This is a genomic window from Glycomyces sp. NPDC050141 (assembly GCF_055586545.1).
In genome coordinates this window covers 39,357-63,780 of the sequence record NZ_JBVJHZ010000028.1, presented here as the reverse complement: position 1 = coordinate 63,780, position 24,424 = coordinate 39,357, and the positions used below count along the sequence as shown (strand labels likewise).

The following is a 24,424-nucleotide window of genomic DNA, read 5'->3' as shown; positions in this document are numbered from 1 at the left end:
GTGATCCAATCTCTCGGTTTCGATTTCAGATACCGGCGGGAGCGGCGTCGGCCAGCGCCACCGTCGAGCCGGTCTCGGCCGACAGCAGCATCTGCTCGGAGACCTCCACCGTGGCCAGGCCTTGGCGCAGGCCCACGATGTCGGTGTCGGCGCCCAGCACGGCGTCGCGGAAGTGCTCGTGCTCGACCAGCAGCGGCTCGCGCTTGCGGATCGCGTACCGCACCATGTCCCCTTCGGACACGCCGCGGAAGGCCCGCAGGGCCTCCCACTCAGTGTCGACGACGCCGTTGGCGTAGAACGTCAGGTCGGCGGTCAGCGTGTCGGCGATGAAGCAGCCCTTGTCCCCGGTGACGACGGCCGTGCGCTCCTTGAAGGGGCTCAGCCAGTTCACGGAGTGGTTCGCGATCGCGCCGCCCGACAGGCGCCCGATCGCCGAGACCAGGTCCTCGTGCTCGCGGCCCGAGCGCGACACGGTGCTCGCCGAGATCGACCGGTACGACTGCCCGGTCACCCAGGAGGTCAGGTCGATGTCGTGCGTCGCGAGGTCCTTGACGACCCCGACGTCGGCGATGCGGTGCGGGAACGGGCCCTGGCGGCGGGTGACGACCTGCAGGATCTCGCCCAGCTCGCCGGATTCGAGGCGTTCGCGCAGCGAGATGATCGCCGGGTTGCACCGTTCGATGTGGCCGACCCCGCCGACGAGGCCGCGCGACTCGAACGCCTCGGCGAGGCGGCGGGCCGCTTCCGCGGTGTGCGCCAGCGGCTTCTCGATGAGGGCGTGCACGCCGGCTTCGGCGAGCGCGAGGCCCACCGGTTCGTGGTAGGCCGTGGGGCACGCGACGACCGCGTAGTCCAGGCCGAGTGCGATGAGGTCATCGACTTGGGGCACGATCTTCGCGCCGGAGGGGACGGCGGAGCCGTCCGCGACCGGGTCGGCGATGCCGACGAGGTCGACGCCGTCGAGGCCGCCGAGGATGCGGGCGTGGTTGCGGCCCATGGCGCCCAGGCCGATCAGGCCCGCTCGGAGCGTGCTCACAGGCGTCCCTCCAATCCGGTAAGGGCCTCGGCGACGCGGTCGAGGTCGAGGTCGGTGAGGGACGGGTGGATCGGGACAGACAGCACTTCGGCGGCGGCCCGGTCGGTCTCGGGGAGGTCCGCGCCGAGGTGCACGTACGGGGCGAGCCGGTGGATCGGCGTCGGGTAGTACACGGCCGAGCCGACGCCCGCCTCGGACAGGAGCGCCTGCGCCCGGTCGCGGTCGCCGGGGATGCGGACCGTGTACTGGTGGTAGACGTGGCGGGCGCCTTCGGCCACGGGGGGCGCGACGACCGCGGTGAGGTCCTTGAGGGCCGCGTCGAGGCGGGCGGCGTTGGCGCGGCGGGCCTCGGTCCAGCCTTCGAGCTGGCCGAGCTGGACGCGGCCGATCGCGGCGGACACGTCGGTCATGCGCATGTTCGCGCCGACGATCTCGTTCTGGTAGCGCGCCTCCATGCCCTGGTTGCGCAGGAGCCGCAGGGTGCGCGCGAACGCGGCGTCGTCGGTGGAGACCATGCCGCCTTCGAGGGCGTGCATGTTCTTCGTCGGGTAGAAGCTGAAGGTCCCGGCCTTGCCGAAGGAGCCGACGGGCTGATCGGCGATGGCCGCGCCGTGGGCCTGGCAGGCGTCCTCGATGATCGCGAGGCCGTGCTTCTCGGCGATGGCGATGATCCGGGTCATGTCGGCGGGGTTGCCGTACAGGTGGACCGGCATGATCGCGACGGTCTTGGGCCCGATGAGGGCTTCGACCGCGGCGGGGTCGAGGTTGTAGCTCGCCGGGTCGATGTCGGCGAACACCGGGTCGGCGCCGACGAGGCGGACGGCGTTGGCGCTGGCGGCGAAGGAGAACGACGGTACGACGACCTCGTCGCCGGGGCCGATGCCCATGGCCAGCAGCGCGAGCTGCAGCGCGGAGGTGCCGGAGTTGACGGCGACGCAGTGGGCGGTGCCGGCGACGGCGGTGAAGCCCGCCTCGAACGCGGCGACCTCCGGCCCTTGCACGACCATGCCGCTGCGCAGCACCGCGACGGCCGCTTCGATCTCGGCTTCGCCGATGTGCGGCTTGGCCGGGGGGATGACCCCGAGTTCACTTCGCATCCGATCGCGCCTGCTTCCTGTCGACGACGGCGTCTTTCGCACCGTTATCTAAACCAGGCCAGGGTTACATCGGAGGGAACGCCACCGGACTAAGCAGTGGAACATCGATGTCGGGAAAATGCCGTCAGGCGGCGGTGTTCACGGACGCTTGCCCGCGTTGAGCGCGTCGCGGGCGAACTTCACGGATTCGTAGAGGTCTTCGGCGCGGCGAGTCCTGTTGCCGCTCTTGCGGGTGTTGACCTCAACGGTGATCGAACCCTCCCAATCGGACGCTCCGAGCGAGCCGAGGAGTTCGGCGCACGGCTGGGTGCCGCGGCCGGGTACGAGGTGCTGGTCCGAGCCGGGCTCGGTGCCGTCGCAGAGGTGAATGTGCCTCAGGCCCTTGCTCATGCGCTCGGCCATCGCGATCGCGTCCGCGCCTGAGGCGGCGCAGTGGGAGAGGTCGAGCGTGTAGGACTCGTAGCCGTGCCGGGTCGGGTCCCAGTGGGGCCGGTAGGGCACGAGCTTGCGCTTGCCGAGCTTGAGCGGGAACATGTTCTCGACGGCGATCTCGACGTGCGGGTAGCGGGCCCGGAGGCCGTCGAGGACCGTGGAGAACTTCGAGGCGTAGTCCTTCTGCCAGGAGAACGGCGGGTGGATGACGACCACGGGCGAGTCGAGGTACTCGGCGGCCTGCACCGAGCGGCGCAGGCGCGTCCACGGGTCGGAGCTCCACACGCGCTGCGTCACGAGCAGGCACGGGGCGTGGACCGCGCCGATCTTCACGCCGTAGTGCTTGGCGAGGCTCGCGGCCGCCGCCGGGTCCTGCGAGACCCGGTCGGTGAAGACCATCAGCTCGACGCCGTCGTATCCGAGCTCGGCGGCGAGCTCGAAGCCCACGGCGGTGGGCTCCGGGTAGACGGAGGTGGTCGACAGCAGAACCGGGACGGACTGGGTCACGGGGTCCAGGGTACGCCGTAAGTCGGATCCCGGGCGCGCGTCCCGTGCGAGGCTCCCGCGTGCGGGTACCTTTGCGGGATGACCGACGAGGTGGCGCAGGACTTCGACCGCGAATGGGTGGAGTTCCTCGATCCCGACGACCCCGAGACGATGGTCCGGGCCGATCTCACCTGGCTGCTGTCGCGCTGGGGCTGTATCTTCGCCGGAGGCGAATCAACAGGCACAGCGGCAGGCAACCGAGCGAAGGGCGTTTGCCCCGGTATCGAGGCCGACCAGCCCGCGGACGGCTGCTGCCTGCACGGCGCGTTCTACACCGACGAGGACGACGTCAAGCGCACCAAGCAGATCGTGAAGAAGCTGACGCCCGAGACGTGGCAGCTGCACCGGCGGTGGAAGGACACCATCGTCGACGACACCCTCGAGAACGAGGACGGCGAAGAAGAACCTGCGAAGAAGACCGCCGTTGTGGACGGCGCGTGCGTCTTCCACAACCGCGAGGGCTTCCCGGCCGGGGCCGGGTGCGCGCTGCACCAGCAGGCCATGCGCGACGGCGTCCACCCGATGACGTACAAGCCCGAGGTGTGCTGGCAGCTGCCGGTCAAGCGCGACTTCAAGACCGAGCACCGCGCCGACGGCACGGACGTGTCGGTCACCCTCATCACCGAGTTCGACCGGGCCTCGTGGGGCCCCGGCGGGCACGACTTCGACTGGTGGTGCACCTCGTCGCCGACCGCGCACACCGCCTCGGAGCCTGTATACCTCTCTTATGCGGTGGAGCTGACCGAGCTGCTCGGCCCGCGCGCCTACGAGAAGCTCGCCGACCTGTGCGACGCCCGCGCGAAGCTCGGCCTGGTCGCGCCCCACCCGGCCACCGTGAAGGCTTCGACCACCCTGGGCATGCCCGTCCGCCTCTGAGGCCCGCTGCACCCTTTCCGCGACCCCGCTGTGAGCCTGTTCTCGGCTCCGGCGGCGCGTCGTGTCGGACAACCGTGCGACGGAGTAAATTCGCGGCAACATCCGGGAAAACGGACATCGTCTCGATGCTAAAATCCACGGCGACCCGGGGCCGCCGATTCCGGCACCTCCCGGCCGCCCCAGCTCGCGATCCACAGGCCCGACCGCACCCGCGGGCCGTCCCGAAGCGGTCGCTCCGCGTGGCCGTCCAGCAGCAACCGTTCACGTCGGCTTCCGGCCGCTCCAGATGCCGGGCCGCACAGCAGAGGAGGACTTGACTTGTCGAGTCACGGAGAGAGCCGGCGCCCGGGAACCACCGCGGTGGTCCTGGCGGGCGGCACCGGCCAGCGGGTCGGGCTGAGCATCCCCAAGCAGCTCATCAAGATCGCCGGCAAGCCCGTGATCCTGCACACCCTCGAGGCGTTCGAGGCGGCCGACGAGATCGACGACATCCTCGTCCTCATGGCCGAGGGGTACATCGACGAGGTCAAGGCCATGATCGCCAAGGCCGGGCTCCAGAAGGTCGCCGACGTCATCCCCGGCGGCAGCACCCGCTCCGACTCGACCAAGGCCGCCATCGCGCACATCGAGGGCCGCCCCGAAGCTTCTGAGCGCCACCGCCTGGTCTTCCACGACGCCGTCCGGCCGCTCATCTCGCGCCGCGTCATCGCCGAGACCGTCGCCGCGCTCGACCGGTACGACGCCGTCGACGTCGCCATCCCCTCCTCCGACACCGTCATCGTCACCCGCACCCACGGCGACGACGGCGAGTTCATCACCGACGTGCCCGACCGCGCCCGCCTGCGCCGCGGCCAGACCCCGCAGGCGTTCTCCCTCGCGACCATCCGCGCCGCCTACGAGGCCGCCGACAAGGACCCGCAGTTCGAGGCCACCGACGACTGCTCCGTGGTCCTCAAGTACCTGCCGAGCGTCCCGATCCACGTGGTCGCGGGCGACGAGTGGAACATGAAGGTCACCCAGCCCGTCGACCTGTACATCGCCGACAAGCTGTTCCAGCTCGCGTCGACCGCGGTGCCCTCCCCCGACGAGGCCTCCTACCGCGAGCGCCTCACCGGCAAGACCCTCGTCGTCTTCGGCGGCTCCTACGGCATCGGCGCCGACCTCGCCGACCTCGCCGAGTCCTACGGCGCCGACGTCTTCCGCTTCGGCCGCTCCACCACCGGCACGCACGTCGAGGACCCCGACGAGGTCGAAGCGGCCCTCAAGACCGCCCACAGCGAGACCGGCCGCGTCGACTACGTCGTCAACACCGCCGGCATCCTCCAGATCGGACGCCTGAACGAGACCTCCCAGGAGGACATCGACCAGACGTTCAAGGTCAACTACCTCGCGCCCGTGCAGATCGCCCGCGCCGCCTACCCGTACCTGGCCGCCACCCAGGGCCAGCTGCTGCTCTACACGTCCTCCAGCTACACGCGGGGCCGCCGCGACTACAGCCTCTACTCCTCCACCAAGGCCGCCATGGTGAACCTCACCCAGGCGCTCGCCGAGGAGTGGAGCGACGAGGGCGTGCAGGTCAACTGCGTCAACCCCGAGCGCACCGCGACCCCCATGCGCACCAAGGCGTTCGGCTCGGAGAACCCCGAGACGCTGCTCGCCTCCGAGACCGTGGCCCGCACGTCCCTCGACGTGCTGCTCTCGGCCCTCAACGGCGCGGTGATCGACGTGCGCCGCGACGACCCGACCACCGGCGGGTTCGAGCAGGCCATCGCCCGGGTCCTCGACACCGGCATCGAATAGCCCGTCCCGCCCGGACACACCAGACAGGAAACCGAAGCGACTCATGTCCATGCGCGCACTGTGGAACAGCACCGCGGTCCAGGAGGCCGGGCGTACCGGGCTCGGACTCACCGGGCTCATGCTCCTGACCTACCCGGCAATGCTCATCGCCGCGCTCATGCCGTCCCCGGCGGCGTTCGCCACCGCGCTCGTCGTCTCCTACGCGACCGACATCGTGCTCCACAGCCGGTACAACGAGCTGATCATCCGGCTGCGGCAGCTGCGCTTCGGCATCTCCAACCGGTTCCTGGTGCGCCAGCTCCTGGTGATCCTGCTGGTCAGCCGTCTCGCGGGCTCGCACGGCCTGAGCTACCGGTCGGTCCTGCTCGCCACGCTCGCGTTCGTCGCGCTCGTGGCCGTGCAGGTCCTCCACGGCGGCCTGACCGCGATGGTCCGCAAGAGCCGGTCCCTGCCGTTCGCCTCGCGCAACATCGACATGACGTCCCTGAAGATCTCGGACGCGCCGCCGACGTGGCTCGAGAACCGCGCGGGCGAGAAGGTCCTCCACACGGACGTGCCGCTCGTGGCCGGGCTCGTGGTCTCCTCGTTCACGCTCACGAACACGCCCGGGTACATCGGCGCGGCCGTCACGTTCGCGGCCGCCCTCGGGTACCTGGCCGTGCTCAGCGTCTGGGCGGGCCCGTTCCACCAGGTGCCGAGCCCCGGGAAGGCCATGTCGTGGCTCAACCGGTGGCTGCGCGAGGGCTACCAGCCGACCGTGGCGCTCTCGTTCTCCGGCACGAAGGACGCGACGTACCAGGTCAACATGTGGCTGGAGACCTTGGAGCGCATGGAGGGCGAACGCCCGCTGGTGATCCTGCGCGAGATGCACTCCATGCCCGACCTGGCCCGCACCTCGGTGCCGGTGCTCGTGGTGCCCAGCGCGGTCGACCTCATGAACATGGACTTCTCCACGGTGCGCGTGGCGCTGTACCCGGCGCACGTGGGCAAGAACCTGCACCTGCTGCGGGTACCGACCATGAAGCACGCGTTCATCGGCCACGGCGACAGCGACAAGGTCGCCAGCATCAACCCGTTCGGCAAGGCCTACGACGAGCTGTGGACCGCCGGGAAGGCCGGGCGCGACCGCTGGGCGCTCGCCGACGTCGGCGTCCGCGACGAGGACGTCGCCGAGGTCGGGCGGCCGCAGCTCGACGGCATCTCGACCGAGCCGACCGGGCGCGACATCCCCACCGTGCTGTACGCGCCGACCTGGGAGAACTGGACGGACGAGCCGGGCACGACCTCCGTGATCGTGCAAGGCGAGATCATCGTGAAGGCGCTGCTCGAAGCCGAGCCGCCCGTGCGCGTGGTCTACAAGCCGCACCCGTTCACCGGCACGCGCTCGGCCAAGGCCCGCGCCGCCGACCTGCGCATCAAAGCCCTCATCGAGGCCGCGAACCAGGCTTCCGGCGCGGTCCCCCTCGCCGCCGTCCCGGCGCCGCCGGGCCAGGTCGACGCCGACGCCGCCGGTCTCAAGTGGACAGATGCGGCGTCGTCTCGCGACGCCGTCACCGCACCTGAGGAAGTCGAGGCCGAACGCGGGACCGCCCGCACCTGGACCGATGCGTACTGGGCCGCGCAGCCCGCGAACCGGCACCTCGTCGTCACCGGCGCGCAGCCGAACGTGTACGACTGCTTCAACGAGGCCGACGCGCTCGTCTCCGACATCTCCTCGGTCGTCTCCGACTTCATCGCCAGCGGCAAGCCGTACGCGGTCGTCGACTCGGCCGGGGTCGGCGAGAAGGCCTTCAAGGCCGCCAACACCGCTGTGCGCGCCGCGTACATCCTCGACCCGGCCGCCGACGGCCTCGGCGAGCTGCTCGCCGCCGTCCGCGACCCCGAGGCCGACCCGCTCGCGGGCGACCGGACCGAGCTGAAGACGTACCTCCTCGGCCCCGACGAGCCTTCCTCGCAGGAGCGGTTCAACGCGGCCGCCCGCGACCTGGGCGACCGGGCCGAGCAGCGCAACCGCGCGCAGACCGCCACCGCCGACGAGGCCGCCGCCAGCCACGACGCCGAGACGTCTACCGACGAGGCCACCGAGATCATCGCCCCGGACCCGGCCCCCGCCGAGACCAGCGTCGAGTGATGGGCCTGCTCCGCAAGCTCCTCGCCCGCACCGCGACGACCGGCCTCGCCGCCCTCGCCATCGCGGCCGCGCTCCTCCCATGGAGCTGGACGCCTTGGGCGGCATGGGCATTCGCAACCGCCGCCTTGATCCTCGAGTGGCGGGCCCACCGCGACCTCGGGCCCGACCGGGACCGGTTCGCGCGCGGCACCGCCCTCGCGGCCATCGGCATCGTTGCGGCGCAGCAGGACGCGCTCCCGGCCGCGATCGCCGCCGGGGCGCTCATCGCCGTCGTCGGCTTCGAACCGCTGCTCGCGGTCGCCGTCGCGACCGGCCATATGACCACCGCGAACCTCGACGTCAAACGCGACCGCGCCTGGTTCACGCCGCGCGTCATGGGCGAGGCCGTCAGCATCGGCGGCGGGGCCCTCGCGCTCGCGGCCGCCGCATCGCTCGCGACCGGCGCGGCACTGCCGCTCTGGCTCGCGGCCGCCGCCGCGATCGCCACCGCCGGTGCGGCCGGGGCCGGTGCCGCCGGGGCGCTCCTGCGAAGGCGCCGTTCGGCACACGCCGGGGACGGCGCCGTCATCGACGCGCTCGAAACGCTCGAACCCGCGTTCATCGTCCACTTCTCCGGCCCGCCCGGATCGGCCTACCAGCTCGAGATGTGGCTGCCGTTCCTCGACCGGCTCGGCGACCCGTACGCGATCGTCGCCCGCGAGAAGACCCACCTCCCAGAGCTACAGGGCCGCACCGAGGCGCCGATCATCGTCGCCCCGTCGATGTCCGAGCTCGAACGGCTGCTCGTGCCGAGCGTCAAGGCCGCGTTCTACGTCAACGGCTCCGCGCTGAACACGCACCTCGTGCGCTTCGGGCACCTCAAGCACCTGCAGCTGTTCCACGGCGAGTCCGACAAGGCCTCCAGCTTCAACAAGGTCACCGCGATCTACGACACCGTGTTCGTCGCCGGGCAGGCCGCCGTCGACCGCTACCGCGCGCACGGGCTCGACCTCCACTTCACGAAGGTCGGCCGCCCCCAGCTCGCCGCCGTCCACACCGGGCCGCGCACCGCCTCCGGCCCGCGGCAGGTACTCCTCTACGCCCCCACGTGGACCGGGCTCACCAGCGAGTTCGACTACTCCTCGCTCGCCATCGGCAAGCGGATCATCGAAGCGGCCCTCGGCCGCGACCTCGCCGTCATCATGCGCGCCCACCCCTACACGCGGTTCAACCTCGCCGCCGCCCGCCACCTCGACGAGATCGAACGGCTCCTCGCCGACGACGCCGAACGCACCGGCCGCGCCCACCTCTGGGGCTCCCAGGCCACCGGCAACGTCGGGCTCGTCGACTGCGTCAACGCCGCCGACATCGCCGTGTGCGACGTCAGCGGCGTCGCCACCGACTGGATCGCCTCCGACCGGCCCTTCGCCGTCACCGACATGGGCGGCCTCGGCGAGCGCTTCGCCGACGAGGCCTGGATCGCCAAGGGCGCCTACCGGCTCGACAGTGACGCGTCCAATATCGGAGCCGTCCTCGACGAACTACTCGTCACCGATTCCAAAGCGCCCCAACGGAAAGAGACCCGAGAGTACTTCCTCGGGGACGCCTCGGGCGAAGCGGCCGTAGAGGGCTTCCTCGCCGCCGCGCGTCGCGAATACCGCGACTGACCTCTGCATATAGACCGTCTTCATTAGGCGATCCGCGAGCCGCGGACCAGCCGAAATCCCGTGCGACCCGCGCCTCCGCATGCAACCTTCCGGGGGTGCTCGCGCGTATGCTCTACAGGCCTTCGAAACCCCGGGCCGCCCCCGAGCAACGTACGGAGCGACGTGAGAACGCCAGTCGTGTCAGTGATCATGCCGGTGCACAACGCCATGCCCTACCTCCACAAGGCACTGGCCTCCGTTATGCGGCAAAGCATCGGCGTCAGGAACATCGAACTCATCGCCATCAACGACGGCTCCACCGACGGGAGCGGCGACACCCTCGACGCCTTCGCCGCCGCCCACCCCGACCTCGCCCGCGTCCACCACCAGGACGCCACCGGCGGCCCCAGCGCCCCCCGCAACCGGGGCGTCGACCTCGCGCGCGGCGAGTACGTGTTCTTCCTCGACGCCGACGACTACCTCGGCGACCGCGCCCTCGAGCTCATGGTCAAGGCCGCCGAAGCCAACGAGTCCGACGTCGTCCTCGGCAAGGTCGTCGGCCACGGCGGACGCGGCGCGCCCCGCTCGATGTTCCACGAGGACCAGCCCCGCGCCGACCTCTACAGCTCCCGCGTCTACTGGACCCTCGGCCCCTGGAAGCTCTTCCGCCGCAGCCTCCTCGAGGACAACGGCATCCGCTTCCCCATCGACCGCCGCACCGGCGAGGACCAGGTCTTCACCTTCAACGCCTACTACCGCGCCCGCAACATCTCCGTCGTCTCCCGCTACGAGTGCTACCACATCGTCGAACGCGACGACGGCGGCAACCTCACGCGCGGCGGCATGAAGCTCCCCAAGACCAACAGCTTCAACTGGCAGACCACGTTCGAGCTCATGACCGAGCTCGTCGGCGCCACGGTCCCCGCCGGGCCCAAGCGCGACTACCTCATGAAGCGCCACCTGGAAGTCGAGGGCCCCAACGAACTCGGCCGCCTCGTGCGCCTGCGCGGCGATGAGCAGCGCCGCCACTTCGAGAAGCTCCGCGAGCTCCTCCAGCGCTGGTACACGCCCGCCATCGCCCCGCGCCTCCACGCCGACGTGCGCCTCGCCTACCACCTCATCCTCACCGGCACCCTCGAAGAAGCCGTCGAAGCCCGCCGCCGCAAGGACGAGCTGGACCTCGTCGGCGGCGACGGACGCCTCTGGGTCGCCCTCCCCGGCCGCGGCCCCGACGCCCTCGCCGAGGGCGACAGCACCCCCGGGCCCTGGGTCGAGGTCACCGACGGCATCCCGGTCCTCCAATGGCTCGACGAGGTCGGCACGAACGGCACCGCCCTGAAGCTCCGCGGCACGGGACGACTCGACGGCATCCCCTCCGACCGCCTCACCCTCCACCTGGAGCTCGTCCCCCCCGGCACCGGCGAGACCCACCGCATCCCCGCACCGCACAACGACGGCAAGTTCACCACCGAGATCGACCTGCACGACGCGATCGGCCCGATCGGCGAGGCCGAAGGCGCGTGGGCCGTGAACCTCGCCATCGCCGTCGGCGGCTACGAGACCACCGTGCCCTTCGGTGTGCGGTTCGGCGGCCCCATGCGCCGCTACCGGCGCGTGCGCGTGCACTTCATGCCGCGCTGGCGGGACCGGCTCGGCCGGGTCAGGGCCGAGCTCGGGTTCGGGCCCGACGGCGGCCTCCAGTTGCGCTGCGGCGGCCAGGCGCGCTCGGTCCTGCGGGCCCTCGCGCAGCGCTGAACAGGGGCCCTGCCACACGCCACTCGCGACCCGCCCCACCATGTCTGATCAGGCAATTTCGGCTATCATCGATAGCCGCCCCGCAGTATGCCCCCACCAACGAAGGTACGGAGCCCGGAAGCCCACATGGCAACACCAATCGTCTCAGTAGTCATTCCAGTCCACAACGCGATGCCCTACCTCCTCAAGGGCATCGAGTCACTGCTGGGACAGTCGATCGGCAAGGACCGCCTCGAGGTCATCGCCGTGGACGACGGCTCCACCGACGGCAGCGGCGAGGCCCTCGACGCGTTCGCCGCGGCCGACCCCGACACCGTCCGGGTGGTCCACCAGGAGGCCAGCGGCACGCCGAGCGTCCCCCGGAACAAGGGGATCGAGCTCGCGCGGGGCAAGTACGTGTTCTTCCTCGACGCCGACGACTACCTGGGCACCGAGGCCCTGGAGCGCATGGTCGACATGGCCGAGGAGAACGAGTCGGACGTCGTGCTCGGCAAGCTCGTGAGCGTCAACGGCCGGGGCGTGGCCCGCTCGATGTTCGAACGCGACCAGCCTCGCGCGGACCTGTACTCCTCGCGCGTGTACTGGAACCTGCCGTGCCTGAAGCTGTTCCGGCGCTCGATGCTGGAAGAGCACGACCTGCGGTTCCGCACCGACCGGCGGTTCATCGAGGACCTGCTGTTCACCATCGAGGGGTACATCCGCGCCCGCAACATCTCCGTGGTCGGCGAGTACGACTGCTACTACGTGGTGCTGCGCGAGGACGGCGGCAACCTCACCAGCGGCGGCATGAAGGCCCCCGAGCACTTCAAGCAGTCCGAGGGCTCCCACCTGCAGCTGCTCATCGAGCTCGTGGGCGGCCTCCTCCCCGAGGGGCCGAAGCGGGACTTCCTGATGAAGCGCCACTGGGAGGTCGAGGGCCTCAACGAGACCCGGCGGCTCCTCAGCGACCCCACCGACGAGTCCCGGCAGCAGCGCTTCGAGGCGCTCCGGACCCTCGCCGAACGCTGGTACTCCCCCGGTTCGGCCGCGCTGCTCCCGCCCGGGCGGCGGCTCAACTACGAACTGGTCCTCGACGACCGGCTCGACGACCTGCTGCGCATCCTGCGCGACCCGAGCGACCTCGCGTTCTCCGGGCGCGGCGACCGCGTTTACGTCACGGTTCCCGGCTACGAGGACGAGGTCGCGCCCGGTGCGGGCCCGTGGGTCGACCTCAGCGACTCCCTCGACGTCCGACACTGGCTCAAGGGCGTCCGCCTCTCGGGAGACAAGCTGCGCGTCGACGGGACCGGCCGCATCGCGCCCGTCCCCTCCGACCTCATCCGGCTGCGGCTCGAAGCCGTCCACACCGCCGGGAAAGTCATCGCCGTCGACCTCGACCACGAGGACGGCCACTTCTCGGCCGAGTTCGAACGGGACGAGTTCCTCCACGCGGGCAAGGGAACCTGGCGGTTCGAGCTCGTCGTCGTGGTCGGCGAGACCGAGCGGCGCGCGCCCCTGGGCGCCCGCCTCGGCGGCCCGCTCCAGGGCAAGGCCCGCCCGCGCCCGTCTGCTGTGATCGGCGCTCAGCGCCTCGCGGTGGACTACGGCAAGGGCAACCAGCTCGTTCTCAGCGTCGAGCCGCGCTTCACCGCGAAGCGCATCGCGCGGGCGGCGATCCGCCGGTCCAAGCTGGGCCGTGTGAAGGCCCGCCTCATGAAGCCGCGCAACAAGGGCGCGGCGGCAACGCGCGTGGCCGCTCCGCGAGGGGTCGACGCCTCTTAACGGCTCGGCGGACACGCCGTTCGGTTTCCAGGCGGGACCGGCTTCCAGTGTTCTCCTCAGAGGTCACCGCGTTCAGGCGGTGACCTGGAGGATTCGGAGCCCGTTCAGCCCATGGAAACGCCCATCGTCTCGGTCGTGATACCCGTCCACAACGCGATGCCCTACCTGCACAAGGGCATCGAGTCGCTGCGCAAGCAGTCGATCGGCATGGACCGCATGGAAGTGATCGCCGTCGACGACGGCTCGACTGACGGCAGCGGCGTCGTGCTCGACGCGTTCGCGGCGGCTGAACCCGGTTCGGTGCGGGTGCTCCACCAGGCGGCGAGCGGTACGCCGAGCGTGCCGCGAAACCGGGGACTCGAACTCGCGCGCGGGACGTACGTGTTCTTCCTCGACGCCGACGACCACCTCGGTACCGAAGGCCTCGAACGCATGGTGGCCATGGCCGAGGAGCAGGAATCCGACGTCGTGCTCGGCAAGATGCGGGGCGAGGGCGGGCGCGTCCCCCCGGCTTCGATGTTCAATCGGACCCAGCCGCGCGCCGACCTGTACTCGTCGCGGGTCTACTGGACTCTGGGGCCCTGGAAGCTGTTCCGGCGCAGCCTGCTCGAGGAGCACGGCATCCGCTTCCCGGAGGACCGGCGCGGGGATGAGGACCAGTTCTTCACGTTCAACGCCTACTTCCACGCCCGCGCCATCTCGGTGGTCGCCGACTACGACTGCTACTGCATCGTGGACCGCGACGACGGCGGCAACCTCACCCACGGCGGCTCGCCGGCGCCGGGCGGGCGGGCGTTCTCTCCCAAGCCGCTCCTGCTGGCGATGGCCGAGCTGGTGGCCTCGAAGGTCCCGGCCGGGCCGCAGCGGGACTATCTGATGAAGCGGCATTGGGAGGTCGAGGGCGACAGCCAGTTCAAGCGCTTCACCAATGCGACCGATCCTGAAGGGCGCCAACGGCATTTCGGCGCACTGCGGGACGCGGCGCAGCTCTGGTACACCCCCGGGGCGGCGGCCCTGCTGAGCCGCACCCGGCAGCTGTACTACCAGCTGGTGCTGAACGGCCTGGCCGACGAGCTGGAGTGGGCGCTCGCGCACCCCGACGACCTGGTGTTCACCGGCCGGGGCGGCCGCGTCTACCTCGGCCTGCCGGGCCGCGAGGTCGGAACCGGGCCGGGCCCGTGGGTCGACCTCAGTGCCTCCCTTGAGGTCCGCCACTGGCTCAAGCGGGTCGAGTTGACCGGCTCGCATCTTCGGATCGAGGGGACGGCGCGGTTGGCGCCGGTGCCGAGCGACCTGATCCGGCTGCGGCTCGAAGCGGTGCACTGCCGCTCAGGTGCGGTGCACGCCTTCGACCTCGAACACGAGGACGGGCATTTCACGCTGGAGACGGGCGTCGAAGCGTTCTGCGGTTCCAGTGCGACCCAAGGCGACTGGTACTTCGAGATCGTGGTCGGCGTCGACGGCGCGGAGCGGCGCGCGCATTTCGGCTCCCGCCTCGGCGGGCCGTTGCACGGTAAGCGGCACCCGGCACCGCAGCAGGCCCGCGACAAGAGCGGGCAGTGGCAGCTCATACAGGGTTTCACCAAGCGCGGCAACCAGCTCATGCTCGGTTCCGACCGCCGCCTCACCGCCCGGCGGCTAGCCGAGGCGGCCCGGAAGCGGATCGGCGCGGGCCGGGGCACGTCTACGCGCATCCCGGCCCAGCAGCCGGGCGAGGACCGCACGCGGCGCGCGCGGTCCTCGAAGGTCTAACTAGCCGTTGAGCTCGGCGTAGTACGCCTGGCAGGCTTCCCACGTCGGGAGCAGGCCCTGGGCCTCGGCTTCGGCCAGGCTCGGGGCCGCGGCGTCCTTGTCGGACAGCAGCGGCTCGAACCCTTCCGGCCACTCGATCCCGATAGCGGGGTCGAGCGGGTTGACACCGTGCTCGCGTTCGGGCGCATAGCCTTCGGAGCACAGGTAGACGACCGTGGCGTCATCGCTCAACGCCATGAAGCCGTGCCCGAGGCCCTCCGACAGGTACACCGAGTGGTGGTCCTGGTCGTCGAGGCGCACGAGCTCCCACTGCCCGAAGGTCGGCGAGCCGACGCGGATGTCGACGATGAGGTCGAGGATGGCTCCGCGCACGCACTTGACGTACTTGGCCTGGCTCGGCGGGACGTCCGCGAAGTGGATGCCGCGCAGGGTCCCCTTGCTGGAGACCGAGCAGTTCGCCTGCACTAGGTTCAGCGGGTGGCCCACGGCCTCGGTGAAGGCGGGCGCCTTGAACCACTCGTGGAAGCTGCCGCGGCTGTCGCCGAAGACCTTGGGCTCGAAGACCCACGCCCCCGGGATGTCAAGCTGTCGCATGTGGAGTCACTTTCCGGTTCGTTATTCGGTTCACAGCCGGGCGGCGATGCCCCGCAGGCGCTTGCGCGCCGAGGCGGGGAGCTTGCGCGCGATCGGGACGCCGACGGAGCGGACGGCCCGCTTGAGGAGGTCCTTGCGGCGCTTCGCACTGATCTCCGCGAGCATCGCCTGGTCGAGCAGGTCGACGCCCGTGACCGTGAGCCGGCCCGAGGCGTCCACAGTGGCGCCGCACAGGCGCACGCCGGGCTTCTCCGGGTTGGTCAGCAGCGCGGTCAGGTCGTAGTCGCCCGCGGGGACGCCGCGGACCTTGCCCGGCAGGCGCAGGTGCGCGCGGTCCAGGGCCTGCACGAGCGAGGCCTTGAAGCGGTGCGTGCCTTCACCCGAGGACAGCTCGGCTGAGCTCAGTTCAACCATGGTCTCGCGCGGCGCGGTGCGCGCGGACGTGTAGATCTCCAGGCGCAGCTCGGCCGGGTGCTCGTTCGCGAGGTGGACCGGCTTGCCCGCCATGACCTCCGAGAGGTCGCGGGCGCCGCGGCTCACGTCGAGCGTGATGTTGCCGTACGGGTCGGTGAAGTAGGGGATGACGCGGCGCGCGGGCGATCCGAGCAGCGCCGGGAAGCAGTTCGCGTCGAGGGCCTTGTCGCGCTCGGCCCCGATGCGGGCCTTCTTGACCACGCCGAGGCCGCGCACCGGCGCCCACACGTCCCACATGCCCTTGCCGAGGCGCCCGCGGCCCTTGACGGCCTCGGTCGGCAGGTAGCCGGTGCCGCGCAGGACGACGCGCTTGCGGCCGTCCCCGGCCTCGTCGAGCTCGGCCACGAAGGTCGCCGGGCAGGGCCACTCGACCGCGGTCTCCCTGTTGCGCAGGGAGAGTTCGGCGGCGAACCCGTCGAGTTCGTCGGTGACGTCGACCGGCTCGTCCGAGCCGAGGAGTTCGCGGGTCAGCTCGGGCGCGAGGTAGTAGCGGCCGTCCTTCTCCTGGAACTCGAACGGCTCGGCGTCCTCGCCGTGGGTGAGGTGGGCGCTGAGGGCGACGCGCATGCGGCCGTCGCCGGTCCACTCGGCGTCCTCGAAGCGGGACGCGGCCTTGACGGAGGCCGAGAAGCGCGCGATGCGGATCAGGCCCTCGCGGTCGTCGGCGCGCAGCAGCTGCGAGCGCATCCGCTGGATCGCACCGAGTCCATCGTGGACGCCGTCGGTGACGAAGTCGGCCATGAGGGCCCGGATCTCGTCGATCATCTCGTCGCGGTAGTCGTCCTCGTAGCGCAGGATCGCGGGCTCGGAGATGCGGCCGAGCATCTCGACGCGGTAGAAGCGGCGCAGGAGCTTGTCGCGGTACTCGCCGGGCTCGGTGTTCGCCACGACGACGTCGAGGACCTCGCGGAGGTTCTTGTAGTAGCCCGAGGGCACGAGCTTCGCGGAGCCGGCGTTCTTGCCGTCGTCGCGCTTGGAGTAGTAGTAGCAGGTGTACGAACCGAGGATGGAGACCACCTTCGCGGGGAAGTACGTCTCCATCATGTACAGCTGGTCCTCGAGGCGGCGCTTGCCCTCGGGGTAGGCGATCTTGTTCTCGCGCAGGAAGGCCGTGCGGAACATCTTGTGCGGGGTGAGGCTGTCGTACAGCGGGAAGGTCTTCAGGTCGACCTTGTCGCGGTCGGCCTTGAACACGCCGTGCGGAACGCCGCGGAAGTTCGAGGCGACCTTGCCGATCACGATGTCCGAGCCGTTGCGGTGCCCCATGTCGTACAGGCGGCGCAGCGCGTCCGAGGCCAGGTAGTCGTCCTGGTCGAGGAACTGCACGTACTCGCCGAGCGCGGCGTCGACCCCGACGTTGCGCGGCTTGCCCGGCCAGCCCGAGTTCGGGATGTGGATGGCCTTGAAGTGCGCGTGCTCGGCGGCGAGCTTGTCGAGCATCGCCGGGGTGTCGTCGCTCGAGCCGTCGTTGACGAACAGCACCTCGAACTCGGACGCGGGCAGCGTCTGGCGCAGCAGCGAGTCGATGGCGGGTTCGATGTACTTGCCCGGGTTGTAGACCGGGATGATCACGCTGACCTTCACCGTCATCGGTTCGAGTCCTTCCGTTGACATGGCAGTGGAATGGCTTGGGCGCCGCGCCTCGGCGCTAACGCAGTGGTCGGGTCGAGCTCGCCACCGCGGCCGATGCGCACGGCACCGAGCGGCAGGGGCGGCACGTCGCCCGGGTCGAGGCGGGCGAACAGCCGCCCGTCGCCGGGCGCGAGGCCGGGGACGGTGCGGGGCAGTTCAAGCCGCCAGCGGTTCTCGAAGGGGCGCATGGACACCGGCACCTCGTACCAGTCTCCGGCGCCGTCTTCGACGAGCAGTTTGGAGCCGACGCTCGCGGTACTCGGCGCGGTGGCCGCGTCGAGCAGCAGTGCCTGGCCGGAGCGGACGACCTCGCGGCCGGACAGGTGGCCCGAGAGGGTCCGGGCCTTCTTGCCGACGTCGACCGTGAGTTCGCCTGTGGCGGTGGTGAAGAACGGGATCACGCCGCGCGCGGGCGAACCGAGGACGGCCGGACCGAGCGCATCGGCGCCGGGTGCGCGGTCGGCACCGAGCCGCAGGCTGCGGGACAGCCCGAAGCCGGACAGTTCAATGCTGACGTCCCACAGGCCGCGCGCGAGCCGCTCGCGGCCCTCGTGCGCCTCGGTCGGGACCGAGCCGGAGACCTTGAAGCCCGAAGTGAGTCCGTCGGCGTCCTCGACAAGCGTCAGCGTGAGCTCGGCGGGACAGGGCCAGCGCTGCCCGTCCTCGCGGTGCGCGATCGACAGCGCGCCGGTGTGCGCCAAGAGTTCTTCGGTGACGTCGAGCAGGGCGGCGTCGATGCCGAACCGCTCCGCCAGCGACGGGTCGAGGAAGACGCTGTCGCCCTCCATCACGAAGCGGACCGCGTCGCCGTCCCCCCAGACGAGACGCGCGGTCGCGTCGAGTTCCAGTGCGCCGCTTGCATTCCATTCGGCGCGTTCGAGCCGCGATGCGGTCCGCACCGAGCGCATGAGCCGGTACCAGTCGGCGAGCCGGTCGCGGTCGCCGCGTTCGAGCAGCGCGCTCGCAACACTGGTGAAGACGCCCAGCGTGCCGCCCACTGTGGACGGCATGTGGGCGGCGACGGCCTTGCGGGCCTCCTCGTACCAGGCGTCGAAGCCCTGCGCGGAGTCGACCCAGTCGATGCGGCGCAGCAGCTGGTCGTGGACCTCGACCTCGTAGACCCGGCCGAGGGCCCGGTCGCGGGCCGCGCCGTCGAGCCCGGAAGCAAACGTGTCCATGATGGACGAGACGTGGGCGAACCAGGCCTCGCGGCCGTGCAGGCCGCCCGCGCCGCGCACGGCGTGGTGGCGGCTGCGCCACTGGTAGGCCGGGTAGTCGGCGTAGACCGCGATCCGCTCAGTGGCGCAATAGGCTTCGGCGGTGAACGCGAAGTCCTCCAGGACCCGCTTGCCCTCGTCGAACCGCAGGCCATGATCGTGGAGGAACGAGCGGCGGAACAGCTTGTGTCCCGACAGGGCCCGCACCACGTCGGAGTCGCCGAGCCCGGCGCGCTTCGCCGTGTGCCGCAGCACCGGGTGCGCGGCCTCGGGGAACCCGCTGACGAGCAACGGCTGCACGATGTCCGCCTCATTGACGTGGGCGAACTCGTAGAGGCGGCGCAGCGCGTCCGGCCCCAGCGAGTCGTCGTCATCGACGAACAGCACGAACTCGCCCCGGGCCCGGTCGAGCCCGAGATTGCGGGGCGCGCCATAGGAACCCGAGTGCTCGGAGCGGACGATCTGCAGGTGCGAGCGCCCTTTGGCGGCCTTCTCCAGACGTTCGACGGAATCGTCAGTCGAACCGTCGTCGACGTAGACCACCTCGAACTCGTCGGCGGGCAGCGTCTGGGCGAGCATCGACTTCACGTTGCGGTCGATGTCACCCCCGATGTTGCGCACGGCGACGACGACGCTGACCTTGATCGCCAAGAGCTTCAGTCCTTCGGGAGGGCCGGGAACGCCGCGTCCAGGGCCTCGCGCCAGTCGCGGATCGGCTCGATCCCCGCGTCCTTCCAGCGGTCGTGCCCGAGGACGCTGTACGCCGGGCGCGGTGCCGGGCGCTTGAAGGCCTCGCTCGTGGTGGGCCGCACCCGCTCCGGGTCGGCACCCAGGAGCTCGAAGATCCGGCGCGTGAGCCCGAACCAGGTGGTCTCGCCCGAGCTGGTGCCGTGGTAGACCCCGGCGGGCGCGGTCCCGGCGAGGGCGCCTTCGCCGAGGCGCACGAGGCGGTCGGCGAGGTCCCAGGTCCAGGTCGGCTGGCCGCGCTGGTCGTCGACGACGTCGAGCGTGTCCTTGATGCCTTCGAGCTTGATCATGGTGCGCACGAAGTTGCCGCCGCCGGCGCCGTAGAGCCAGGCGGTGCGGACGACGTAGCCCGTGTCGGGCAGCAGCTCCAGGACCGCTTCCTCGCCCGCGAGCTTGGTGCGGCCGTAGGCGCTCTTCGGCGCGGTCGGGGCGTCCTCGGCGTAGGGCGCGGTGGCGTCCCCGGCGAAGACGTAGTCGGTGGAGACCTGGAGCAGCACGGCCCCGGTCTCCTTGCAGGCCTCGGCGAGGCGGCGCGGCCCGTCGCCGTTGACGGCGAGGGCGGCGGCCTCCTGCTCCTCGGCGTCGTCGACGGCGGTCCAGGCGGCGCAGTTGACCACGACGGCGGGGGCGTGCTCGGCGAGGGCGGCGGCCACCGACTCAGCGTCGGTGATGTCGAGTTCCTTGCGGGACAGGACGACCGCGCGCACACCAGCGTCTTCGAGGCGGGTGCGCACGTCCTGGGCGAGCATGCCCGCGCCGCCGGTGATCAGCCAGGTGCTCACAGGGCGGCCTTGTCCTTCAGGGGCTCCCACCACGCGCGGTTGTCGCGGTACCACTGGACGGTCTCGGCGAGGCCGGTCTTGAAGTCCTTCTTCGGGGTGTACCCGAGTTCGGTCTCGATCTTGGTGCAGTCCACCGAGTAGCGGCGGTCGTGGCCCTTGCGGTCGGTCACGTACTCGACCGAGGTCTCCCAGTCGGCGCCGCACGCTTCGAGCAGCAGCCCGGTGAGCTCCTTGTTGGAGAGCTCGGTGCCGCCGCCGATGTTGTAGACCTCGCCCGAGCGGCCCTTGGTGCGGACCAGTTCGATGCCCTGCACGTGGTCGTCGATGTGGAGCCAGTCGCGGACGTTGCCGCCGTCGCCGTAGAGCGGGACCTTCTTGCCGTCCAGCAGGTTCGTGACGAACAGCGGGATGACCTTCTCGGGGAAGTGGTGGTGCCCGTAGTTGTTGGAGCAGCGGGTCACGCGCACGTCGAGGCCGTGGGTCCGCTGGTACGACAGGGCGATGAGGTCCGAGGACGCCTTCGCGGCCGAGTACGGCGAGTTGGGCGCGAGCGGGTCGGTCTCGGGCCAGGAGCCCTCGTCGATCGAGCCGTAGACCTCGTCGGTGGAGACGTGCACGAACGTCTCGATCCCCGCGAGGTGGGCGGCGTGGATGAGCGTGTGGGTGCCGACCACGTTGGTGCGCACGAACTCGGCGCCGCCGTCGATCGATCGGTCCACATGGGACTCGGCCGCGAAGTGGACGACCTGGTCGTGCTCGGCCATGAGCTTGCCGACGAGCTCGGCGTCGCAGATGTCGCCCTGCACGAAGTCGAAGCCCGGGTGCTCGCGGACCTCGTCGAGGTTCGCCGGGTTGCCCGCGTAGGTGAGCTTGTCGAGGACGGTGACGGCCACGTCGGCCGGGCCGTGCTCGCCGAGGACGGTGCGCACGTAGTGGGAGCCGATGAAGCCGGCCCCGCCGGTCACGAGGATCTTCGTGGTCATGAGGAAATCTGCACCTTGCTGTAGTCGCCGATGACGAGCCGGTGGGCCGCGGGGACGCGCGGCGCCGGGGTGATCTCGACGTTCCGTCCGATGAGCGAGGCCTCGATGCGGCGCACGCCGACGATCGAGGACTCCTTGAGCAGGATCGAGTACTCCACTTCGGCGTCCTCGATCCGGCAGTCGTCCGAGATGGACGTGAAGGGCCCGACGTACGAGTCGGCGACGACCGAGCCTGCGCCGATGATCGCGGGGCCGACGATGCGGCTGCCGGAGACCTTCGCGGTCTTGTGGATCTGGACGCGGCCGATGATCTCGCTGGCCGCGTCGACCTCGCCTTCGAGGGCGGGCTCGAGGGTCTCGAGCACGGTCCGGTTGACTTCCAGCATGTCGGTGACGTTGCCGGTGTCCTTCCAGTACCCGTGGATCGTGGTGGAGCGGACGTCGCGCTTCTGCTCGATGAGCCACTGGATGGCGTGCGTGATCTCCAGCTCGCCGCGCCACGACGGCTCGATCGAGCGCACGGCCTCGTGGATCAGCGGGGTGAACAGGTACACGCCGACGAGGGCCAGGTCGCTCTTGGGCTCCTTGGGCTTCTCCTCGAGGCCGACGACCTTGCCGTCCGCGTCGAGCTCGGCCACGCCGAACGAGCGGGGGTCGGAGACCTGGGTGAGCAGGATCTGCGCGTCGGGCTTGTCGGCGCGGAACTGGTCGACCAGACCCGAGATGCCGCCGACGATGAAGTTGTCGCCGAGGTACATGACGAAGTCGTCGTCGCCGAGGAAGTCCTTGGCGATGAGGACCGCGTGGGCCAGGCCGAGCGGGGCGTCCTGCGGGATGTAGGTCACCTTGATGCCCAGCTCGGAGCCGTCGCCGACGGCCTCGCGGATCTCCGCGGCGGTGTCGCCGACGATGATGCCGACCTCGGTGATCCCGGCGTCGGCGATCGCCTCGAGGCCGTAGAACAGGACCGGCTTGTTCGCGACCGGTACGAGCTGCTTGGCCGAGGTGTGGGTGATCGGCCTGAGGCGGGTGCCCGCGCCGCCGGAGAGTACAAGAGCCTTCATGTCGCCCACCCTAACAGTTCACGCCCAGGCCACCGATCGTTCCCTCTGTCGTTCGAGCGATATTCACATCATGTGGATTCCGCAGGTCACAGGGGTCGCAGAGGGGCCCGGAGAGCGGCTTCGACGCTCACCGGCGAACGGGTCGCACCCCTAGCGGAAGCGGCGGTTGGCCTCGGAGAGGTCCTCGGCGAAGTCGATCTCGATGACGTCGTGCGCGGAGATGTCGATGGCCTCGAAGTGCACGCCGTCCTTCTCGATCGCCAGCTCGATGCCCCGCTCGAAGTAGTCCTGGTCGCCCACCTCGGCCAGGCGCTTGGCCAGGATCGACCGGTCGGCCGAGGACACGTAGTTGACGCCGACGGCCTCGCCGAGCGCCCCGTCGCGGACCTCTTTGGACAGGCGCCGGATGAAGCCGTCGGGGCCGAGCGTGTACTTGATCTCCTCTTCGGCCACCGAAGCGGTGTTCACCGAGATGAACGAGCGGTCCATCGCGATGTGCGGCAGCAGCGCGTCCAGCACGCGCGGGTCGAAGACCACGTCGCCGTTGAGCCACAGGACCCCGCCGGGGCCGAGGATGTTCAGGGCCTTGAGCAGGCTCTTGGAGGTGTTCGTGTCGCCGTACGCCTGGTTGTAGATGAACCCGACGTCGGGCACCTCCTCCATGATCACCTCTTTCTTGAAGCCGACCACGAGGTGGATCGAGTGGCGGCTGAAGCGGGAGGTGAGCAGCCGGAGCGAGCGGCCGAGGATGGTCTCCCCGGAGGCCAGGGGGGTCAGCGGCTTCGGGTGCGGCTTCCCGAGGCGGGAGCCGACGCCGGCCGCCAGGATCACGATGTTCGTCGACACGGCGCTCTCATCCGTTTCAGTAGCGTTCAGTCACACTGGCCTCAAATATCACGAATGGCACTCACGCTACCAGCGCGGCGGGGCGAGGACCGTTCAGCCCACTGTACGGGCCCGCCGTTCCTCCACCGCCCGCCGCAGGACGGCCTCGTGACCTCCGACCACCGCGTCCGGCTCGTACTCGCGGGCCTTCGCGCGGCCGCCGTCGGCGAGCTTCGCCCGCAGGCCCGCATCGGTCATGAGCCGGTCCAGGCCCGCGCTCAGCGCCGGGACGTCCTCGGCCGCCACGAGCAGCCCGTTCGCGCCGTCCTCCACGAGTTCCAAGGGCCCGTGGGGAACCGCCGTGCACAGCACCGGCAGCCCCGCGGCCATCGCCTCCACGATGACGAGCCCGAACGGCTCGAACCGGGAGGGCACCACGGCGACCGACGCGCCCGCGCGGGCGCCGTCCAACGGGGAGACCCCGCCTTTGAGCTTGATGGCGTCCTTCATGCCGAGTTCGGCGACGCGCGCTTCGAGGTTCTTGCGCTCGCTGCCGCGCCCGTACAGGTGCAGGGACCACTCGGGGTGCTTCGGCGCGAGGGCCGCGAACGCGTCCACGAGCAGGTCGAAGCCCTTCATGCGGGTGAGGCGGCCGACGGCCATGACGACCGGGCCCCTCTCGGCCTCTGACTCCGGCGGGGCCGGGATCGAGTTCGGGACGTGCGCGACGAGCCCGGCGCGCGCGGGCGCGGCCTCCCGGTACGCGGCGGCGTCCGCTTCGGTGATGGTCACGACCGCGTCGAAGCGGCGGCAGTCGCGCAGGACCGCCCGGCGCACCTGCGGCCGGTAGTGGTCGAGGAACAGGTGCTCCTGCGCGACCACGGGCATGCCCTTGCGGGCGTACCGGGCGAGGTAGGAGTTCAGGTTCGCCTGGGTGCCGACGAGGACGTCAGCGTCGGCCGAGCGCACGTACCGCTTGATCCGCCGATCGAGGAGCATCGAGACGGCGTCCATGTTGACCGCGCGCCGCCAGTGCAGGAACGACGGGAGCCTGCGGCGCAGCCGGTCGGCGCGCGACAGGGTCTCGCCGCCCTTCGCGGGATCGCGGATGTCCCACAGCGACACGACCCTGATCCGCGGGTCGGTGTCGAAGTCGGGCTTGTCCTTGTGGCGGGTGCAGGACACGATCGTCACGTCGTGACCGCGTTCGACCAGGGCGTGCGCCGTGTTCAACGTGGTCTTGATCGTGCCGCCGAGGCCCCAGGCGTTGCGGAGGAGGAAAGTGATGCGCACGC

At 70.5% G+C, this 24,424-nt stretch carries 18 protein-coding genes; 7 read left to right on the top strand and 11 right to left on the bottom strand.

Translation table 11 applies throughout. The features are described from left to right. Positions 1-25: 25 nt before the first annotated feature. The 3 genes from ACZ60M_RS17255 to ACZ60M_RS17245 form a co-directional block, all read right to left on the bottom strand. Positions 26-997, bottom strand: a complete 972-nt coding sequence (locus ACZ60M_RS17255) for a Gfo/Idh/MocA family protein (RefSeq protein ID WP_465419199.1) — start codon at positions 995-997, stop codon at positions 26-28. Between the two features lie 35 nt (positions 998-1,032). Further along, positions 1,033-2,133 carry a DegT/DnrJ/EryC1/StrS family aminotransferase gene (locus tag ACZ60M_RS17250; protein WP_465419172.1) on the bottom strand — a complete coding sequence of 367 codons (1,101 nt, stop codon included), beginning with the start codon at positions 2,131-2,133 and terminating at the stop codon, positions 1,033-1,035. A 138-nt stretch (positions 2,134-2,271) separates the two neighbouring features. After that, complete coding sequence (locus tag ACZ60M_RS17245; RefSeq protein WP_465419170.1) at positions 2,272-3,072, bottom strand: sugar phosphate isomerase/epimerase family protein; 801 nt, start codon at positions 3,070-3,072, stop codon at positions 2,272-2,274. Between the two features lie 78 nt (positions 3,073-3,150). On the opposite strand from ACZ60M_RS17245, the gene ACZ60M_RS17240 reads away from it, so the two are divergent. The 7 genes from ACZ60M_RS17240 to ACZ60M_RS17210 all read left to right on the top strand — a co-directional run bounded on the left by ACZ60M_RS17240 (position 3,151) and on the right by ACZ60M_RS17210 (position 14,811). Next, a complete protein-coding gene (locus ACZ60M_RS17240; RefSeq protein WP_465419168.1) occupies positions 3,151-3,987 on the top strand; it encodes a DUF3109 family protein in 837 nt (278 codons plus the stop codon). A gap of 318 nt (positions 3,988-4,305) precedes the next feature. After that, positions 4,306-5,787, top strand: a complete 1,482-nt coding sequence (locus ACZ60M_RS17235) for a D-ribitol-5-phosphate cytidylyltransferase (RefSeq protein ID WP_465419166.1) — start codon at positions 4,306-4,308, stop codon at positions 5,785-5,787. Between the two features lie 43 nt (positions 5,788-5,830). Further along, entirely contained in the window at positions 5,831-7,918 is a 2,088-nt protein-coding gene (locus ACZ60M_RS17230) for a hypothetical protein (RefSeq protein ID WP_465419164.1), read from the top strand. After that, on the top strand, positions 7,918-9,564 hold the full coding sequence (locus tag ACZ60M_RS17225) for a CDP-glycerol glycerophosphotransferase family protein (protein ID WP_465419162.1): 1,647 nt from the start codon (positions 7,918-7,920) through the stop codon (positions 9,562-9,564). The genes ACZ60M_RS17230 and ACZ60M_RS17225 overlap by 1 nt, the downstream gene beginning before the upstream one ends. Positions 9,565-9,726: 162 nt before the next feature. Further along, a complete protein-coding gene (locus ACZ60M_RS17220; protein ID WP_465419160.1) occupies positions 9,727-11,298 on the top strand; it encodes a glycosyltransferase family 2 protein in 1,572 nt (523 codons plus the stop codon). Positions 11,299-11,424: 126 nt separating this feature from the next. Then, positions 11,425-13,059, top strand: coding sequence for a glycosyltransferase family 2 protein (locus ACZ60M_RS17215; RefSeq protein WP_465419158.1), 1,635 nt, complete (start codon positions 11,425-11,427; stop codon positions 13,057-13,059). 111 nt (positions 13,060-13,170) lie between these two features. Next, on the top strand, positions 13,171-14,811 hold the full coding sequence (locus tag ACZ60M_RS17210; RefSeq protein ID WP_465419156.1) for a glycosyltransferase family 2 protein: 1,641 nt from the start codon (positions 13,171-13,173) through the stop codon (positions 14,809-14,811). Here ACZ60M_RS17210 and rfbC read toward each other — a convergent pair whose 3' ends face one another. From rfbC to ACZ60M_RS17170, 8 genes are all read right to left on the bottom strand, one after another. Continuing rightward, positions 14,812-15,405: a dTDP-4-dehydrorhamnose 3,5-epimerase gene (gene rfbC, locus ACZ60M_RS17205; RefSeq protein ID WP_465419154.1), complete on the bottom strand. Its 594-nt coding sequence runs from the start codon at positions 15,403-15,405 to the stop codon at positions 14,812-14,814. A 30-nt stretch (positions 15,406-15,435) separates the two neighbouring features. After that, positions 15,436-17,469, bottom strand: a complete 2,034-nt coding sequence (locus ACZ60M_RS17200; protein ID WP_465419152.1) for a glycosyltransferase family 2 protein — start codon at positions 17,467-17,469, stop codon at positions 15,436-15,438. Beyond that, complete coding sequence (locus ACZ60M_RS17195) at positions 17,466-19,379, bottom strand: glycosyltransferase family 2 protein (protein WP_465419150.1); 1,914 nt, start codon at positions 19,377-19,379, stop codon at positions 17,466-17,468. The genes ACZ60M_RS17200 and ACZ60M_RS17195 overlap by 4 nt, the downstream gene beginning before the upstream one ends. A gap of 5 nt (positions 19,380-19,384) precedes the next feature. After that, a complete protein-coding gene (gene rfbD, locus ACZ60M_RS17190; RefSeq protein ID WP_465419148.1) occupies positions 19,385-20,257 on the bottom strand; it encodes a dTDP-4-dehydrorhamnose reductase in 873 nt (290 codons plus the stop codon). Beyond that, the gene (gene rfbB / locus ACZ60M_RS17185; protein ID WP_465419146.1) at positions 20,254-21,240 is read right to left on the bottom strand and encodes a dTDP-glucose 4,6-dehydratase; all 987 of its coding nucleotides are present in this window, start codon (positions 21,238-21,240) and stop codon (positions 20,254-20,256) included. Before rfbB ends, rfbD begins: the two co-directional genes overlap by 4 nt. Beyond that, positions 21,237-22,304 (bottom strand): glucose-1-phosphate thymidylyltransferase, encoded by a 1,068-nt coding sequence (locus ACZ60M_RS17180; RefSeq protein ID WP_465419144.1) that lies wholly within the window; start codon positions 22,302-22,304, stop codon positions 21,237-21,239. The genes rfbB and ACZ60M_RS17180 overlap by 4 nt, the downstream gene beginning before the upstream one ends. Positions 22,305-22,454: 150 nt before the next feature. Beyond that, positions 22,455-23,150, bottom strand: a complete 696-nt coding sequence (locus tag ACZ60M_RS17175) for a phosphocholine cytidylyltransferase family protein (RefSeq protein WP_465419143.1) — start codon at positions 23,148-23,150, stop codon at positions 22,455-22,457. A gap of 93 nt (positions 23,151-23,243) precedes the next feature. Further along, the gene (locus ACZ60M_RS17170; RefSeq protein WP_465419141.1) at positions 23,244-24,422 is read right to left on the bottom strand and encodes a glycosyltransferase; all 1,179 of its coding nucleotides are present in this window, start codon (positions 24,420-24,422) and stop codon (positions 23,244-23,246) included. Positions 24,423-24,424: the final 2 nt, after the last annotated feature.